Here is an 11,319-nt window from a genome sequence, read left to right as displayed (position 1 = left end):
GGCTGCGCCGGAGTAGCCCGATGCGGTGGCTGCGCCGGAGTAGCCCGATGCGGTGGCAGCGCCGGAGTAGCCCGATGCGGTGGCTGCGCCGTAGCCGCCCGATGAAGCCGCCGACTCGTTGCGGCCCTTGACCGTAACTGCAGCGTTATCCAGGTGCGAATCCTTGCCTTCGACTGGAGTGCAACGCTTGGTTCGCCACTCAATGCCGGCCTTGACCAGTCCAGCGATGTCGATCTCGGCCCTGATCGTGATCTTGCGGCTCGCGACCTTCGAATCTTCCTCGTGGCGGCTCAGATCACCGGACTGCTCCACGATGGCGAAACGGGACTTCGATGCGTTGTAGTAGCGCAGGACGTGCAGCGGGTCTTCGCAAGCATGGAAGCCGCCTGCGCATGCCTCTACGTTGCCCTTGTGCTCGTACGACTCACCCAGCGCGTATTGAAAGCCACGGCACGTCCAGTCCTTGTTGAAGCCCTTGTAGCTGGTGATGACTTCGGATTCGGTATTGTTCTCTTGCATCGAATTCCCCTCTGATTTGTGATTGGTCATACCGCCCCCAGATAAACGCGCACGTCCTTGCGCTCTTGAATCCACGAGTCGGCGTAATCGGACTCGGCGCGCTCGCGCTCTGCCTTCAGCGCTTCCCAGCACTGGAACCGAAGCTCGTCGTTTTTCAGATCACCGTTGAAGGGCATCCAGCCACCGTCCACCAACTGCATGCGGACTTCGGTGATGTCGATGTCGTCTTCGTTGATGCCAACGGACGGGTCGGCCGGCAGGTGTTCAAACTCGATGTGCAGCGACGCTTCGAGAAAAGCGCCGTACTGGCACTCGAAGGTCGCGCTGACGATGGTCTTGTGGATGGTCATGGCTCAGTCCACCGTGTAATACCGAACCACCACCACGTAGTCCGCACCGTCCTGGCGCTGCGCCACAACAGCCGGCGAGCGATACGGGTCGATCTGCGACATGCGCACATCTGCAGCGCGCTGCACGGCCTTGGCATCACTGCCTCGGAACGTGAACTCGTTGACGCTGCCGCGGCGCGTCTGCTTGCAGCTCACGTCAGGCAGCGGCTGCACCGGGGCGAACGGGCGCAGGACTTGCTGGAAGGCGGGGTGGATTGCGTTCATCGCTTGCTCCGGTGGTTCGTTGCTGTCTCGATGGGTGTACTTTAGCAGGCTAAATTAAAGTGCGCAAGGAAAAGTTTAGTAAACTGAATTGCGCGGGCGCAAAAAAGGGGCTCAGTTGTCGAGCGTGGTTACAAGACCGGGGGGAGGGGGTTAGACTGAAGCTGTGGCGCGCAAAAAAACCCGCGCGCGGCGGGCATTGACCTACTGGAGGTTGGATCTATGAAAGAGCCTACTGTGCATTACCTGGAGGGGATTGGACTGGCGTCGTCGCTTGAGGTGTTCGGGCTTCAGCCTCGTCCGCCTTTCGTGCTAGTGCGGCAGCAATCTGGCGAGCTTCGGCGGGGGACGTCTGAAGAACTAGCTGAACTTCTTCAGAAAATCCGAAGTGCTTTCCAAGCCCATGAAAAATGAACCCAACACTTTGGTCTGGCAGTGTGCACACAGCAAAGCTGTCGGGAGTCGCCACGAAGATTTTTGCTTCCGTCATGGGTCGATAGCCTTCTTAGTTGAGGTACTTGATCACCAGGTATCGCCCTTTGGCGTTGCCTATCGACATTGAAGTGCCAGTGGCGTAGGAGCCGTTCGACCCGAACGCACTGGCTACTGAGGTCATAGTTCCTGTATCCAGCGTATCGATGTTGATAGCGGCTGAGCCGCCCATTTCTTTGGCCTTCTCTGCAGCATTGGATGTAATCCGGTGCTGTGCCACAGGGCCGCTGGGGACCGAAACCGTCACGACGCCCAAGATTTCATAGCGGCGGGGTGGGGCTCCGTAGCTCCAGACATCAATCCCATCAACGGTCGACTTCGTTCCGCCCGTTCCTTCTCTCACTAGCTGCTGGCCCTCGTACTTTTCATAGTCGACCATGGCGCAGGCGCCCAAAGTCGACACGAGAACGGCCCCTACAATCAAAGATTTCATAGACGTGCTCCCATCCAAAATACGCGCCCGACGATTGTTAGAAGGTCTTCCTTGTCGGGGGTGATGTGAATGTCGGGATAGCGGTTCTTGTCCTGATTGTCCGAGACGATCTGGATTCCGCCTCCAATCTCTCTTCTAAGGCGCTTTACGAGAACCTCCCCTTCTAGTCTGATGACGAAGATTCCGTTGTTGACGAACTCGGTTCGACCAAGGTTGATCAGCAGGACGGCTCCATCCGGAATCGTTGGCTCCATGCTCTGGCCATCGGCGTAGCAGACCAACGCTTCGGAATCCTTGGCACCTTCGCTCCTTAGAAAGTCCCGGCGAAAGGCCATCTTCCCCTTATCCGACTCCAAGAACACAAGATTGCCGTTGCCGGCCGACGCCTTTACATCTAGGCGCCGGATCATTACGAAGTCCTTGAAGTCGTCTTCTGGCTCGTCGTCGGGCTCCATAGGGCCAAGCCCTTCCTTCAGCCATTCGACACGGACGCGGAGGCCTTTAGCCAGCTTGATGAGCGTGTCAGCGGCCAAATTCGCCGTGTCGCCGGTGAACCATTGCGTGACGGCGCCAGGGGACACGCCGGCCATTTCCGCCAGTTCCTTCTTGTACTTGATGTCGCGCAATTTCATTGCGCGGTTGAGCCTATCTGCGAGCGATTCCATTTTAGCAATCTTAAAGAAAACCACTTTAGGCTCCTTGCATTGTGCGATTTAGCACGCTAAACTGCGTGCATGGACAAGACCTCAACCCACCCCGAAACGGTCCGGCTCATCGATGAGCTGGGGGGCACCGTGAAAGTCGCGGGCCTTTGCGAACTGACGCCTGGAGCCGTGACGCAGTGGAAGTCGAACGGCATTCCACCCGGGCATTTCAAGTTCCTCCGTCTCAAATTCCCGCGAGCGAATTGGGAAGGGGTTCTCGTTGCCAAACGATCCAAGCCGGAACGCATTGCCGCCTAAGGACTACAAGACATGTCACGCAAATTTCTGCGCGCTCCGGCTCGCAACCCGGTCAAGGGCAACGTTGACGACGAGGAATACGAAGCCTTCCTTCGGTTCAAGGAGGCGTATGGCTTCGACAGTGATGCAGCTACGTTGCGTCGCATTTTTCGTATTGCGTTGTTTGGTGTGATGGGAACTTTGCCAGCCCCTCTGCAGGCTGTCGCATCCGTCACGGACCAAAACGGACCACGGATTCCGGTATGAGCGAACACGTCAAGGCACCGGCGTTGCTGCCGGCCGACGAGGCACGCGATCTGGCGATTAAGGCCGCAGAGCAAGGCGTGACAACGCCTGAATGGCTGGGCTTCCTGATCCTGCTGAGCGCATACGGCCCCATGCATCCCGAGGTTATTGCCTTTCAGGAGCGGGCCTTTTCGGTCCAACTTGGGCCGCAGGACGAGTGAATCATCATGATGATCCGCGACCCTCTCGCCCCATCCGCGCCACTTTTCCGAGTGCTGGATAGCCACATCGAATGCGAGCGAATTGCCAACTTCCTTGGAATCCAAGTCTCGGATCTGACCGCTTTTGCTGCTGGGCATGGATCCGTGACGCTTCCGACCCTGTTGGCGGTGCTGGATGCGGCCAGCCTTGAGGTTGTGGAATCGAGTGAACTTGCAGCGATCAAGCGTTTCGCTGCGAATTACCTGCGCACGCAATTGGAGTCCAGGCAATGAAGCGGCCGGCGTTCCAGTTCTACCCGGCCGACTGGCGCAAAGACACTGCGTTGCAAGGCTGTTCGCTGCTGGCGCGCGGGCTCTGGCATGAAATGCTGTGCCTGATGCATGAGTGCGAGCCTTACGGCCATCTGTCGGTCAATGGCAAGCCCATGAAGCCGGCGCAAGTCGCGCGCCTGGTGGGTATCAGCGAGAAGGAATATCAACGCGTGCTGGCGGAGCTGATCGATGCCGGCGTGCCTTCCATTGCGGACGATGGCTCGGTCTACTCGCGCCGGATGGTCCGTGATGAGCAGATCCGCGAAGCACGTGCAGCAGGTGGAAAGGCCGGTTCCGAGCACGGCATAAAGGGTGCAGAACACGGCAAGAAAGGGGGGCGTCCTAAGAAAGATAAGGGGGGTTTAGAAACCCCCCTTCCGGTTTCGGAAAATCCCCCCCCTTCATCTTCTTCTTCATCTTCAACTACTAAAAACCTTTCCGTTCCTGACGGAACGGACGCTGACGCGTCGCTGGTCACCGCCGACGGTATCGATGCGAAAGACGCACTTTGGCAGATCGCTGTGCCGTGGATGATCGAGCGCCAAGTGCCGGACAAGAGCGCGCGATCCCTGCTGGGCGCTGCCGTCAAGGTTTTGCGGGAAGAGGGCGCATGGCTGCTCTGCCAGCGAATGATGCAGGAGCGCCCGATGGAGCCCGCTGCGTGGCTGGCAGCCGCCCTGAACGCACAGACGAAGATTTCCGCCGTTGCCTCCAAGGGCACTGGCCTGAACCGGCAGGAGGCGCTGGAGCAGCGCAACCGCCAGATCGCCGCGCAGCTTTCCGAGGAATTCCACAAGGGAGTGCCGCAATGACCCAACAGGACTTCGACCGACTGATTGCCCTTGTGGGCGACGTGTACGCGTTCTACCGGCAGGACTACTCCGCGTTTGCTGGCCGTGTCTGGTGGCAGGCCATGCAGCCATTCGACTTTGCCGCGGTGGCCGAGGCGTTCAACAAGCACGCGGTAAACCCGGATTCGGGGCAGTTCCTGCCGAAGCCAGCGGACATCGTGAAGATGCTGCAGGGCTCAACGCAGGATTCCGGGTTGTCTGCTTGGTCGAAGGTGGACAAGGCGATTCGATCGGTTGGCACCTACCAGTCCGTGGTGTTCGATGACCCGATCATCCACCGCGTGATCCTGGAAATGGGCGGCTGGGTGGCGATGGGCACGAAGAGCGAGGACGAATGGCCGTTCGTTCGCAATGAGTTCGTGAACCGGTACCGCGGCTACAAGATGCGCAGCTCGACGCCGGAATATCCGCCCGTGCTGATCGGCATTGCCGAGGCGCAGAACGCCAAAGCCGGCTTCCAGAGCCAGGCGCCGCTGCTGCTGGGGCGCCCAGAACATGCAGCGCAAGTCATGAAACAGGGGTCGACTGCCCCGCTTCTGCAAGTGACCAATTCTGTCCAGTACCTGACAGCCCAAGCTCTCACGCACGAACCGAAAGACCGCGCAGACAAGACCGGCGCCGAAGTTCTGGAGATCGTGGAATGACCACCTGGATCAAATCCAACACCGAACTCCCGTCGATCCGACAGACCGTGCTGATCTCGATCCAGGGTCGAGTAATGCCGGCTTGGTTCGACGGTGCTGCATTCCGGGAGATCGGCGGCGGCATGTACCCGAATCACTACATGTGGCCGTCGCACTGGATGCCGCTGCCACAGTCGCCGAAGGAGGAAGCATGACCGACGCCGAGTTCAACCGCATCCTGACCTGCGCCGATCCGAAGCCAGTCAAGGGAGATCCGTGCCGGCCCCTCACGGAAGCTGACATAGACGCTTGGCCGAACGGGAACAAGTACGCAGAAACGGGTTCGCCGCTCGCATCGCGCGTGCGCGACCGCATCCTGGCGATCGATCCCGGCACGACGGAGAGCGGGTGGGTTCTGCTCGACCGCGACATCGTGGTCATGTCGGGAGTGATGCCGAACGCGGATGTCGTCTCGATGCTGGCAGTCGGCAGCAAAGGGCCGTACACGCTCGCCATCGAGATGATCGCCAGCTACGGCATGGCCGTTGGTCGGGAAGTTTTCGAGACCTGCGTGTGGATCGGCCGCTTCAAGCAAGCATGGCACTCGCCCGAGGCTGTGCGTCTGGTCTACCGCCGCGACGTCAAGCTGCACCTGTGCGGCAGCCCTCGCGCCAAGGACGCAAACATTCGCCAAGCGCTGCTCGATCTGATTGGGCCGCAGGGCACGAAGAAGCAGCCTGGTCCGACCTATGGCGTCAAGTCGCACGCATGGGCAGCGCTGGGCGTGGCCGTTACGGCCCAACATCAGATGGTGGAGGCGGCATGAACTGTAAGCCCGGAGACATGGCTATCGTGCTGCGCGCTGACGGCGCGCCGGCGTCCATCGGTCGCATCGTCGAGGTTATCGAGGTCGCACCGGACATCGATGGACAGCCGGCGTGGGTAGTTCGCTTTCAGGGTGTGGGCGTCTGCAAGAACAAGGAAACCGGCGAACTGACGCTGGACACCGATGCGGATTGCCCTGATGCGTGGCTGCGCCCGATCAGCGGCGTGCCCGTGGAAGACGAGCAGCACGACGAGGTGACGGTATGAGGTGGCTTCTCACTGCTGTCGGCGCATTCGTGACCGTGCTCGCCATCGCTGGAGCTATGGGCATCGGCCACTTCCGCATCTACTACGGGCCGCATGAGCCCGTCTGCAAGACCACCACCTGACCAACGGAGAAACCATGGACCAGCGCCAGAAGTTCGAAGAGATGATGAAAGGCCGTGGCCGCGCGCACATGCTGAGCCGTGCCGGTGGCCACGAGGATCGCTACGCCGATCCTATCGTGGAAGGTTGGTGGTTCGTCTGGCAAGCCGCCAGCGCGGAAGCCACGAAGTCGATCCTGGCGCTGATGGAAAAGGAACGCGACGGCTGGAAGCGCGCGGAAATGATCGGCCACGCCTATGCCATCCAGACCGTCATGGATGAAGTTGAGAAGAACTCCTGCCCGCGTGAAGACGCGGCCCTTGGTGCTACGTGATCGCCAACACGTAGCCGGCTGGCCCACGAAACGGGCCATTGAATACAACCGATCCGTTGTAAATCGGCAATACAACCAATGTGATGTAAGGGAGGATGGGATGGCAAAGGGCGAATACGAGATCCCGTTTGATAAGAACGGAAACCAGATGGACTACGAGGGCTGGAACGTCCACGAAATGGTTCCAAACCACGAGTTCGAGGACACGCTGACCTATCTGTTACGCAGGCCGTGGCCGCAGCGCGGTGGGATTCACCTTCGCGCGCTCTGACGGCAAGACGGTCAACGTCTTCCTGACCGACATGGACAAATGGATTCCGAAGCTCGCCGACGGGAAGATCAGTGGCAAGTTCACCTTCGTCAAGCGCGGGCAGAACTACGGCTGCACGAGAAAGGACTAGCCATGACCCCCAAGATCACCCACTGCCCTAGCACGAAGTACCAGGAATACCGCGCTGACAAGGCGCTGCGCATGGCTCAGGAGCGCGCCGCAAAGGTCCAGCCGCCGATGATGAGCCTCGCGAGCAAGGTGCCAAACTACCGAATTGGAGACTGACATGACTACGCCCCAAATCATTCTGAGCATCGGAGCGGTATTCGTAGTCATCGGCATTATCGGCTGGTGCCTGGTACGCGCTGGCACGCTGGGAGAGGACGACCCGGAGGTGTACGCAGACGCGGACGGCGAAACGACGCCCAGCCGGCACCTGTGGAAGAACGCAGGCATGAAGGCACATCACGCGGAGCCGCGATGAAAGTATTCGATGACAGCCACATTCCGGAGGATCAGAAGCTGATCCAAGAATACGAGTACGACATCCAGAACCCGGCGTATTTCCTGGACGACGGCCAAGCCGCACCGCAGGAGAAGCTGATGAGCGCGCCGGAAGCCGCAGACATCAAGGCGGCAGCGAAACGGATCGCGATGGCTCTATATGGCGATGTTCGGCAAGTCGACTGCGACATCATCGAGAGCCATATCCATGATCTGCTGTTTCAACGCTGTGCGGAGGGCTGACATGCCGCTGATCCTCTGGCCCGCGCTGGCTTGGTACATCGCCGCCTCCATCATCCTCGGGCGCGGCAGGACGAAGGAGGGGGAGTCGTGACCTTCCGCAGCGAGAAGCTCCGCCGCGCCGTTGCCAGCCTGCCGTGCGTCAACTGCGGCAAGCATGGCGACACACAGGCCGCGCACGCCAACCTGTCCTGTTTCGGCAAGGGAATGGGCCACAAGGCAAGCGACGCCGCTGTCATGGCGCTTTGCTGCTCATGCCATGCCGAACTGGACCAAGGCCGGACGATGACGAAGGTCGAGAAGTACAACGCACAGATGGAATGGATCGCCAAGACGAGCGTCGCGCTGGTCGAGGCTGGGTTGCTGGAGGTCGCATGAATTCGCCATTTAATGACCGCTCGCGCATGACGGATCGGATGGTCTGGGAGGAAATACGGCGCGTGGCTTTGGCCCAACTTCCGGCGATGCCTGTGATCGTGGTCGTCCGCGTCCTCGACGGGATGTTCCTGTACATGGCTCTGGACGGCAACGAAATCTGTGCATGGACGGTTCCAGAGCGGGATTTGGATCTCTCGATGGACGATTTTTCGAAGAAGTGGATCGAGCCGGCCGTCCGCCGCGCGCAGCAGTGGTCCGATTGCAATTGACGGGGAGCGGGAAATGTACACTGCAACGCCTACAAAGCCGGTAGAGAGACAGTCGGCCCTTGCCGCGTACAGATACGACGCGTTGGACGACCTGCTTTACGACTGGTACTGCAGCGAGCAGGGTTACCAGCCTGTAGAGGGTTACGCACGGGCTGACTCGACCTGTGCCAACGCGCGGGCATCCGATCAGTACCAAGACATCGGCGACCTGATCGAGCAGCGGGTGCGCGCATTCGTCCTGCCGACGATCCGCTCAGCCATTGATGAACTGGACGGGGACGACCGGCTGGCAATCATGATCGAGATGCGCAACCGGATGGGGCCGCAAGTCTGGCGCAACCCTCGGGCCGGGGCGGGTCAGCCGGCCGCGTACCAGGCGGCAAAGCTGGCAGTTTCGGTGATCCTGAGGCGAAAGGGCGTCGAGTGGTAAGTGCTTGTAAACCACTTTGTTTTGTTCTATGATCTCGCGCAGAGGGGCGCAGTGTCCCCAAAAACAGCCCGGAAGCGAGAAATCGCCCGGGCTTTTTGCTTTCTAGGTGGTAGCGCAGGGCGCGGGCCGGCTTCCAAAGCCGAGCTGAGTGGGTTCGATTCCTACGCTGCCTGCCAGTAAGCGGTTGCCGTCCACAGACGCGCAACGCCGGGCGCAACCGGCAAGATCTCCTCCGCTAGCCCGAAAGGCTAGTTCTTGACCCGCTACGGCGGGTTTTTTCATTTCTGGAGCCGCACATGGCAACTCTCACCAGCAAGCAGCGCAAGGCGATGCCGCAAAAGGAGTTTGCACTGCCGGGAAAGCGGTTCCCCGTCAACGACAAGAGCCACGCCGCCAACGCGAAGGCCCGAGCCACACAAGGCGTGAAGGCGGGCACCCTGTCGCCGTCGCAGGCCAAGAAGGTCGACGCCGCGGCTAACAAGGTCCTGAAGAAGAAGTAAGTCATGCCAGGCACCGGGATCGAAACCAAGCTGCTGACGGATCGCAGCGGTCCCAGCACGCGCGTACGCGTCGACCCGGGCCAGACGGGATTCTTTGCCGGCCGGTTCTTCCGCAGCTACTTGGAAGCGGTAGTTCCGGTAGCTGGCCCTGCAGTGAGTGCGCGCCTGACGAGCCCAGTGGACTTCATCCTCTGGAGCCAAGTGCTGACCCTCACACAGGGAGCGCTGCGGTGCGAAGTCTTCACGGGCGCCACGCCATCAGGCTCGTGGTCGGCACTCCCTGTCATTGGCGTCAACCGCATGTCCGAGCGTCCGCTCTACAACGGCGCGGTGTATTCGCCAGTGGTCACGGTAGAGACGGGTGGCTCCTTCACTGGTGGCACGCCTGTTGACCTGATGATGGTCCGCACGGCCTCGCAGAACGGGCAATCGTCCAATGTGGGAACAAATCAGTCGGAGCGAGGTCTGCCGGCCGGAATCTACTACATCCGCTTCAGCACGATCACTGGCGGCCTGACGGTCAACGACGCAGCCCAGATGGTCTATGCCATCGAGTGGGAAGAGCGGGTGCCGAATCTGAACGGGCCTCAGTAAATCCGCTATGTCTGACACTAAACAAGTGACAAATAATGTCACCCGAAAGCCACCGGCAGCCGGAAAAGGCCGCCCCAAAGGCTCCAAGAACAAGACAACGAAGGCCGCAAAGGATGCGATCGCTCAGGCAGCAGAGGCATTGGGGGGTGCAGAGCGTCTGACCGCCTGGGCGCAGGAAGATCCGGCGAACGAGCGCGTCTTCTGGGGCACGATCTACCCGAAATTGCTACCGCTGCAGTTGACAGGAGAAGACGGCGCCCCGATGCAGTTCGAGAAGGTGGTGCGCGAAATTGTCGACCCTGCGAATAAAGACGCCTAGGGTCTTCGCTCCGCTACTGCAGCAGGCCCGTTACAAGGGTGCGCACGGAGGCCGAGGTTCTGGCAAGTCTCACTTCTTCGGTGAGCTATGGCTGGAGGAGAACGTTTCCGAGAAGCTGGATTTCGTCTGTGTCCGCGAGACGCTGAAGTCCTTGGAGTTCTCGGTAAAGAAGCTGTTGGAATCGAAGATCGAAGCGTTCAACGCGGGCGACTACTTCGAGGTTCAGGATCGGAGAATCCTGTCCAAGAAGGGCGGCGTGACGATTTTCGAGGGCATGCAGAACCATACAGCTGAGTCGATCAAGTCTCTTGAAGGCTTTGACCGGTCATGGTTCACGGAAGCGCAGAACGCGACGGACAAGAGCTTGACGATCCTTCGCCCGACGATCCGCAAGCCTGGTTCGCAGCTCTGGTTCGACTGGAACCCGGATTTGGCGACGGATCCAATCGACAAGCTGCTGCGTGGGCCAGTGCTGCCTCCTGACGCGATCGTGGTTCAGGCGAACTACATGGACAACCCATGGCTGCCTGATGAACTGCGGGCGGAAATGGAGTTCGATCGGTCGCGCGACATGGACAAGTACGAGCACGTATGGCTCGGAAAGTACCGGCAAAGCAGCCAGGCGCGGGTGTTCAAGAACTGGACGGTTGAGGAATTCGAGGTTGATGCATCTGCCACGTTTCGCCAAGGCGCTGACTGGGGCTTCAGCATCGATCCGACAGTGCTGATCCAGTGCTACATCGTTGGTCGCAAGCTGTATGTGCCATACGAGGCTTACCGCGTTGGCTGCGAGATCGTAGATACGCCGGACCTGTTCATGTCGGTACCCGACTCGGAAAAGTGGCCGATCACGGCAGATTCAGCGCGGCCAGAGACGATCAGCCATCTGCAGAAGCATGGATTTCCGAAGATCCGGCCAGCCATCAAGGGCGCCAGATCGCTGGAAGAAGGCGTCGAGTGTTGATTTGCACTGAGAACTGACCCACCTGACCCGGTAATTTGCATCGAATGTTGACCCACGTGTAGAACACTGTCCTGCT

The 11,319-nt window shown here is 59.9% G+C and carries 26 protein-coding genes and 1 pseudogene; 22 read left to right on the top strand and 5 right to left on the bottom strand.

Annotation, left to right across the window (positions count from 1 at the left end; translation table 11 throughout):
* The 5 genes and pseudogenes from A9J21_RS11760 to A9J21_RS11740 all read right to left on the bottom strand — a co-directional run.
* Window positions 1-519, bottom strand: a pseudogene (locus A9J21_RS11760) (hypothetical protein); the annotation flags it as partial.
* A 26-nt stretch (window positions 520-545) separates the two neighbouring features.
* Window positions 546-869 (bottom strand): hypothetical protein, encoded by a 324-nt coding sequence (locus A9J21_RS11755; protein ID WP_066735713.1) that lies wholly within the window; start codon window positions 867-869, stop codon window positions 546-548.
* Between the two features lie 3 nt (window positions 870-872).
* Window positions 873-1,133 carry a hypothetical protein gene (locus A9J21_RS11750; RefSeq protein WP_066735710.1) on the bottom strand — a complete coding sequence of 87 codons (261 nt, stop codon included), beginning with the start codon at window positions 1,131-1,133 and terminating at the stop codon, window positions 873-875.
* Between the two features lie 502 nt (window positions 1,134-1,635).
* Complete coding sequence (locus tag A9J21_RS11745) at window positions 1,636-2,055, bottom strand: hypothetical protein (RefSeq protein ID WP_066735707.1); 420 nt, start codon at window positions 2,053-2,055, stop codon at window positions 1,636-1,638.
* Window positions 2,052-2,720: a helix-turn-helix transcriptional regulator gene (locus A9J21_RS11740; RefSeq protein WP_066735705.1), complete on the bottom strand. Its 669-nt coding sequence runs from the start codon at window positions 2,718-2,720 to the stop codon at window positions 2,052-2,054. The genes A9J21_RS11745 and A9J21_RS11740 overlap by 4 nt, the downstream gene beginning before the upstream one ends.
* Before the next feature lie 69 nt (window positions 2,721-2,789).
* Between A9J21_RS11740 and A9J21_RS11735 the strand changes: the two genes are divergently transcribed.
* The 22 genes from A9J21_RS11735 (at window position 2,790) to A9J21_RS11640 (ending at window position 11,243) form a co-directional block, all read left to right on the top strand.
* Window positions 2,790-3,017, top strand: coding sequence for a hypothetical protein (locus tag A9J21_RS11735; protein WP_066735702.1), 228 nt, complete (start codon window positions 2,790-2,792; stop codon window positions 3,015-3,017).
* Between the two features lie 12 nt (window positions 3,018-3,029).
* A complete protein-coding gene (locus A9J21_RS11730; RefSeq protein WP_066735699.1) occupies window positions 3,030-3,263 on the top strand; it encodes a hypothetical protein in 234 nt (77 codons plus the stop codon).
* Window positions 3,260-3,463 carry a hypothetical protein gene (locus A9J21_RS11725; protein WP_066735696.1) on the top strand — a complete coding sequence of 68 codons (204 nt, stop codon included), beginning with the start codon at window positions 3,260-3,262 and terminating at the stop codon, window positions 3,461-3,463. Before A9J21_RS11730 ends, A9J21_RS11725 begins: the two co-directional genes overlap by 4 nt.
* 6 nt (window positions 3,464-3,469) lie before the next feature.
* Window positions 3,470-3,736, top strand: coding sequence for a hypothetical protein (locus A9J21_RS11720; protein WP_066735693.1), 267 nt, complete (start codon window positions 3,470-3,472; stop codon window positions 3,734-3,736).
* Window positions 3,733-4,587, top strand: coding sequence for a hypothetical protein (locus A9J21_RS11715; RefSeq protein WP_066735688.1), 855 nt, complete (start codon window positions 3,733-3,735; stop codon window positions 4,585-4,587). Before A9J21_RS11720 ends, A9J21_RS11715 begins: the two co-directional genes overlap by 4 nt.
* A complete protein-coding gene (locus tag A9J21_RS11710; RefSeq protein WP_066735685.1) occupies window positions 4,584-5,270 on the top strand; it encodes a DUF6475 domain-containing protein in 687 nt (228 codons plus the stop codon). The genes A9J21_RS11715 and A9J21_RS11710 overlap by 4 nt, the downstream gene beginning before the upstream one ends.
* A complete protein-coding gene (locus A9J21_RS11705) occupies window positions 5,267-5,464 on the top strand; it encodes a DUF551 domain-containing protein (RefSeq protein ID WP_066735682.1) in 198 nt (65 codons plus the stop codon). The genes A9J21_RS11710 and A9J21_RS11705 overlap by 4 nt, the downstream gene beginning before the upstream one ends.
* Window positions 5,461-6,075, top strand: a complete 615-nt coding sequence (locus A9J21_RS11700) for a hypothetical protein (protein WP_197497489.1) — start codon at window positions 5,461-5,463, stop codon at window positions 6,073-6,075. The genes A9J21_RS11705 and A9J21_RS11700 overlap by 4 nt, the downstream gene beginning before the upstream one ends.
* Window positions 6,072-6,341 (top strand): hypothetical protein, encoded by a 270-nt coding sequence (locus tag A9J21_RS11695; protein WP_156545811.1) that lies wholly within the window; start codon window positions 6,072-6,074, stop codon window positions 6,339-6,341. Before A9J21_RS11700 ends, A9J21_RS11695 begins: the two co-directional genes overlap by 4 nt.
* Window positions 6,338-6,463 (top strand): hypothetical protein, encoded by a 126-nt coding sequence (locus tag A9J21_RS32510; protein WP_255366015.1) that lies wholly within the window; start codon window positions 6,338-6,340, stop codon window positions 6,461-6,463. Before A9J21_RS11695 ends, A9J21_RS32510 begins: the two co-directional genes overlap by 4 nt.
* Window positions 6,464-6,477: 14 nt before the next feature.
* Window positions 6,478-6,774, top strand: coding sequence for a hypothetical protein (locus A9J21_RS11690; RefSeq protein ID WP_066735675.1), 297 nt, complete (start codon window positions 6,478-6,480; stop codon window positions 6,772-6,774).
* 245 nt (window positions 6,775-7,019) lie between these two features.
* Window positions 7,020-7,175: a hypothetical protein gene (locus A9J21_RS31495; protein ID WP_156545807.1), complete on the top strand. Its 156-nt coding sequence runs from the start codon at window positions 7,020-7,022 to the stop codon at window positions 7,173-7,175.
* A gap of 2 nt (window positions 7,176-7,177) precedes the next feature.
* Window positions 7,178-7,330, top strand: coding sequence for a hypothetical protein (locus A9J21_RS31490; protein WP_156545805.1), 153 nt, complete (start codon window positions 7,178-7,180; stop codon window positions 7,328-7,330).
* Window position 7,331: 1 nt separating this feature from the next.
* The gene (locus A9J21_RS11685; RefSeq protein WP_066735672.1) at window positions 7,332-7,529 is read left to right on the top strand and encodes a hypothetical protein; all 198 of its coding nucleotides are present in this window, start codon (window positions 7,332-7,334) and stop codon (window positions 7,527-7,529) included.
* A complete protein-coding gene (locus A9J21_RS11680; protein ID WP_066735669.1) occupies window positions 7,526-7,792 on the top strand; it encodes a hypothetical protein in 267 nt (88 codons plus the stop codon). Before A9J21_RS11685 ends, A9J21_RS11680 begins: the two co-directional genes overlap by 4 nt.
* 87 nt (window positions 7,793-7,879) lie before the next feature.
* Window positions 7,880-8,167 (top strand): DUF968 domain-containing protein, encoded by a 288-nt coding sequence (locus A9J21_RS11675; protein ID WP_066735666.1) that lies wholly within the window; start codon window positions 7,880-7,882, stop codon window positions 8,165-8,167.
* A complete protein-coding gene (locus A9J21_RS11670) occupies window positions 8,164-8,436 on the top strand; it encodes a hypothetical protein (protein WP_156545803.1) in 273 nt (90 codons plus the stop codon). Before A9J21_RS11675 ends, A9J21_RS11670 begins: the two co-directional genes overlap by 4 nt.
* Before the next feature lie 82 nt (window positions 8,437-8,518).
* Complete coding sequence (locus A9J21_RS11665; RefSeq protein ID WP_231906888.1) at window positions 8,519-8,866, top strand: hypothetical protein; 348 nt, start codon at window positions 8,519-8,521, stop codon at window positions 8,864-8,866.
* A 296-nt stretch (window positions 8,867-9,162) separates the two neighbouring features.
* Window positions 9,163-9,366, top strand: coding sequence for a hypothetical protein (locus A9J21_RS11655; RefSeq protein WP_066735660.1), 204 nt, complete (start codon window positions 9,163-9,165; stop codon window positions 9,364-9,366).
* 3 nt (window positions 9,367-9,369) lie between these two features.
* Entirely contained in the window at window positions 9,370-9,960 is a 591-nt protein-coding gene (locus A9J21_RS11650; protein WP_066735657.1) for a hypothetical protein, read from the top strand.
* A 7-nt stretch (window positions 9,961-9,967) separates the two neighbouring features.
* A complete protein-coding gene (locus A9J21_RS11645; RefSeq protein WP_082926354.1) occupies window positions 9,968-10,279 on the top strand; it encodes a hypothetical protein in 312 nt (103 codons plus the stop codon).
* The gene (locus tag A9J21_RS11640) at window positions 10,251-11,243 is read left to right on the top strand and encodes a PBSX family phage terminase large subunit (protein ID WP_082926353.1); all 993 of its coding nucleotides are present in this window, start codon (window positions 10,251-10,253) and stop codon (window positions 11,241-11,243) included. Before A9J21_RS11645 ends, A9J21_RS11640 begins: the two co-directional genes overlap by 29 nt.
* Window positions 11,244-11,319 lie beyond the last annotated feature (76 nt).

This window comes from Cupriavidus sp. D384, from assembly GCF_001652915.1.
In the GTDB taxonomy this organism is placed as follows: Bacteria; Pseudomonadota; Gammaproteobacteria; order Burkholderiales; family Burkholderiaceae; genus Cupriavidus.
This window is presented reverse-complemented; position numbering and strand designations above follow the sequence as displayed.